This window comes from Vibrio sp. 10N.261.55.A7 (genome assembly GCF_002877365.1).
Taxonomy (GTDB): Bacteria; Pseudomonadota; Gammaproteobacteria; order Enterobacterales; family Vibrionaceae; genus Vibrio.
Genome location: NZ_MCWZ01000049.1, coordinates 1 through 3,675 on the forward strand (window position 1 = coordinate 1; position 3,675 = coordinate 3,675).

3 protein-coding genes are annotated in these 3,675 nt (G+C 46.3%); all 3 read right to left on the reverse strand.

Annotation, left to right across the window (positions count from 1 at the left end; all coding sequences use genetic code 11):
• Positions 1-2,186, reverse strand: a 2,186-nt coding sequence (gene rsxC / locus BCU12_RS04600; protein WP_102403190.1) for an electron transport complex subunit RsxC, incomplete at its 3' end; no start/stop codon positions are given.
• A 2-nt stretch (positions 2,187-2,188) separates the two neighbouring features.
• On the reverse strand, positions 2,189-2,779 hold the full coding sequence (gene rsxB / locus BCU12_RS04605; protein WP_102403191.1) for an electron transport complex subunit RsxB: 591 nt from the start codon (positions 2,777-2,779) through the stop codon (positions 2,189-2,191).
• Positions 2,779-3,360, reverse strand: coding sequence for an electron transport complex subunit RsxA (gene rsxA / locus BCU12_RS04610; RefSeq protein ID WP_102403192.1), 582 nt, complete (start codon positions 3,358-3,360; stop codon positions 2,779-2,781). Before rsxA ends, rsxB begins: the two co-directional genes overlap by 1 nt.
• Positions 3,361-3,675: the final 315 nt, after the last annotated feature.

Genomic DNA, 3,675 nt, shown 5'->3' on the forward strand with positions numbered 1-3,675 from the left:
GTTTGATTTTGCTTGGCTTTTCGCGCTTTCGCCCGAGCAATGGCTGCTGCAACGGCAGCTTTCTTCGGATCACTAGGCGCAGAGTCTTGCTCCGCTTCAACTTGTGCGTCAGCTTTAGTCTTAGCAACTTCTTCACTTGAGGCGCCTGTTTCAGGCTCGTCAGAAGTTTGATTTTGATTGGCTTTACGGGCTTTCGCTCGAGCAATGGCGGCTGCAACAGCGGCTTTCTTCGGATCACTTGGCGTAGAATCTTGCTCCGCTTCAATGTGTTCAGCGGCTTTAGATTTGGCTGTGTCTTCACTTGAAGTAACAGTAGTAGGCTCGTCAGATGCTTGATTTTGTTTGGCTTTACGTGCTTTGGCTCTAGCAATCGCTTCGGCAATAGCGGCCTTTTTAGGACCGATTGGACTGGCTTCTTTACCTGCGTTCGATTGAACGGGATCTTCAATCAGCTGATCGCTTTGCTCCAAGGCTTTTTGTTCACGAATTTTATTTTTACGCTCAGCTCTGAGTCGCATCATTTCTGAATTGTCGGGCTTTCCAGTCTGATTCTTCTCCTGAGCTTCTGCTTGTTTAGCTTTTGCTCTGGCAATAGCAGCAGCAACAGCAGGCTTAGTGCTTGGCTCTTGTTGCTCACTTTGAGCTGATTGCTTTTGAGCTTTAACTCGTGCGATTGCGGCGGCAACAGCGTCGTCACCACCTTTTTTAGTCATTTCACTACGGCGATTGTCTGCAGCTTTCTTAAATCGATTCTCTCGCTCTGCTTTTGCACGCTCGAGTCGTGCGTTCTTTTCTTCAAATCGCTGTCTAGCGCGTTCTGCAGATTGGGCTTCTTCCTTCTGCGCGCGGATTTCGGCTTTTGCTTGTCGGTAATATTGCACCAACGGAATTTCACTTGGGCAAACGTAGGCACAAGCACCGCACTCAATACAGTCTTGGAGATTTAATTCGGAACATTTGTCATATTCTTGTGCTTTTGCGTGCCATTGCAGTTGCTGCGGCAGTAGTGTTGACGGGCATACTTCGGCACATTGACCACAACGAATACACGCTATTTCATGTTGATTATCAGGCAACTCTTTTTTGCTAGGGGCAATGATACAGTTACTGGTCTTTGTCACTGGAATGTTGGCGTGAGGGAGTGTAAAGCCCATCATAGGCCCCCCCATGATGACACGAGGCTTCCTCTTTAAAGCTTTATAGCCAAACTCTTCTAATAGTGCGGAAATAGGCGTTCCAACTAGTGCCCAGACGTTTCTCGGTTGAGTGAATTGATCACCAGTGAGCGTGACGATACGTTGAATCAGTGGCTCTCCATCACAAACGGCTCTTTTTATTGCAAACATTGACGCGACATTTTGCACTAACATGCCAATATCGGCTGGAATACCACCTCTTGGCACTTCCTGATTGGTCAGCAACTTAATAAGCTGCTTCTCGCCACCCGATGGAAACTTGGTTGGGATAACGCGTATGACAATGTCTTTGTCTTTCGCCGCAAGTTCCAATGCTTTAATCGCTTCAGGCTTGTTGTCTTCGATTGCAATGATAGTGAGCTTTGGCGACAGAATACGCTCTACGATCTCGATGCCAGTAATGATCTCGTCTGCGTAATGCTGCATGAGTACATCATCAGCGGTTATGTACGGTTCACATTCTGCTGCATTGATGATCAACAGCTCGGTTTTAGAAAGCCCAGACTGGATTTTTTTTGCTGTTGGGAAACCTGCACCACCCATGCCAGAAATGCCTGCAAGGCGAATATGCTCCATCAAGGTTTCCGCAGACTCTTGTTGGAAATCTGCGATGGCTTGCTTTTCATACCAAGCGTCTAGATTATCAGGGGCGATGACAATGCAAAGTTCACTGTAACCAGAAGGGTGATTGGTGGTTCTAGGCTCAATTGCTGTGATCACTCCGGAAGTAGGAGCGTGAACAGGCAGCATCATACTGGTGTTGTATTGAGTCAGAGGTTGGCCTTTCTTAATCGTATCGCCACTTTTAACGATCAGATCACCGGGTTTACCTATGTGTTGCTTGATAGGCAGAACCAATTCTTGAGGCATTGTGGCTTGCGCTGGTGGCAGTTCATTGGATTGAGATTTGTTTTCTGGCGGGTGGATACCACCGTGAAAATCCCACAATGCTCCGGTCTTAATTTGTTCTATGAGAGATGGACTGTTCATTGCTATTTCCCTTCAGCTTGAGTGGAAAGGGACGCAGGTTCAGTGATATCTACAGTAGGAATAGCGTTCATTTGCCATTTCCAAGTGTCTGTTGTCGGTGCTATGGGAATCATTTCAATACAATCAGTCGGGCAGGGTGCGACGCACAGATCACATCCTGTACATTCGTCTTTGATGACAGTGTGGAGAGCTTTTGTACCCCCTACGATGGCATCTACAGGGCAAGCTTGGATGCATTTGGTACAACCGATACACATGTCTTCATGAATATAGGCCACCGTTTTAACGGCATTATCGAGATCATGGGCTGACTCTTCGGCTTCAACACCCATTAAGTTAGCCAGCTTTTCGATCGTAACTTGTCCACCAGGAGGGCATTTATTTATTTTGTCCCCATTCGCGATAGCTTCCGCATATGGTCGACACCCAGGGTAGCCACATTGGCCGCATTGAGTTTGCGGAAGGATGCTGTCGATCTGTTCAACAATAGGGTCGGCTTCAACTTTAAATTTGATCGATGCAAATCCTAGGATCGCCCCAAACACAGCGGCAAGGGCAACTAAAGCAATAATAGCGATAACAATGGTTGTCATTAGAGTTTCACCAATCCAGTGAAGCCCATAAATGCAAGAGACATTAAGCCGGCTGTGATCATGGCTATAGAGGCACCTTTAAAAGGAGCAGGAACATCAGCGGCAGCAATGCGTTCTCGCATAGACGCAAAAAGGATCAAAACAAGAGAAAACCCTGCCGCAGCACCAAATCCGTAGATGATGGATTCAATAAAGGTATGATTTTCAATGACATTGAGTAGTGCCACGCCAAGAACCGCACAGTTGGTAGTGATCAACGGCAGAAAAATACCCAGTAATCGATAAAGGGTAGGGCTTGTTTTGTGCACGACCATCTCAGTGAATTGCACCACAACGGCAATCACCAAAATGAAGCTCATTGTTCTCAAGTACTCAATGCCCAGTGGTGCTAGGAGATAGTTCTCTACAAGATAGGAGCACACTGAAGCAAGAGTTAGCACGAACGTTGTCGCTAACCCCATACCTATGGCTGTTTCCAGCTTTTTTGACACACCCATGAATGGGCATAGGCCCAAAAACTTTACCAGTACAAAGTTGTTTACCAGCACAGTGCCGACCAACAACAAAAAATATTCGGTCATAATTATATGTATTTGAAATTCCGATCCTAATATTATCGTGCTTTGCTAGCCTAATAACAACTGACGATCAGTAGGGTTTTGCTTATTTCAGGCAAAAAACTCTTGTTCTAGGGCAAAGCTGAGTTGGATTGTTCTCGCTATCTGCCAAAAAGCGGCCATTTTTAACGTTAAAAATAGAGGTGGCGTTTAAAGATTTGCTACGTGAGAAACGAAAAAGGCCCAGTCAATGACTGGGCCTTCGAATTTGGCTCCCCCTGCAAGACTTGAACTTGCGACATACGGATTAACAGTCCGCCGTTCTACCAACTGAACTAA

Coding starts and splice junctions, on each gene's coding strand:
- rsxB (WP_102403191.1), bottom strand. CDS start 2,779: ATGACAACCATTGTTATCGCTATTATTGCTTTAGTTGCCCTTGCCGCT.
- rsxA (WP_102403192.1), bottom strand. CDS start 3,360: ATGACCGAATATTTTTTGTTGTTGGTCGGCACTGTGCTGGTAAACAAC.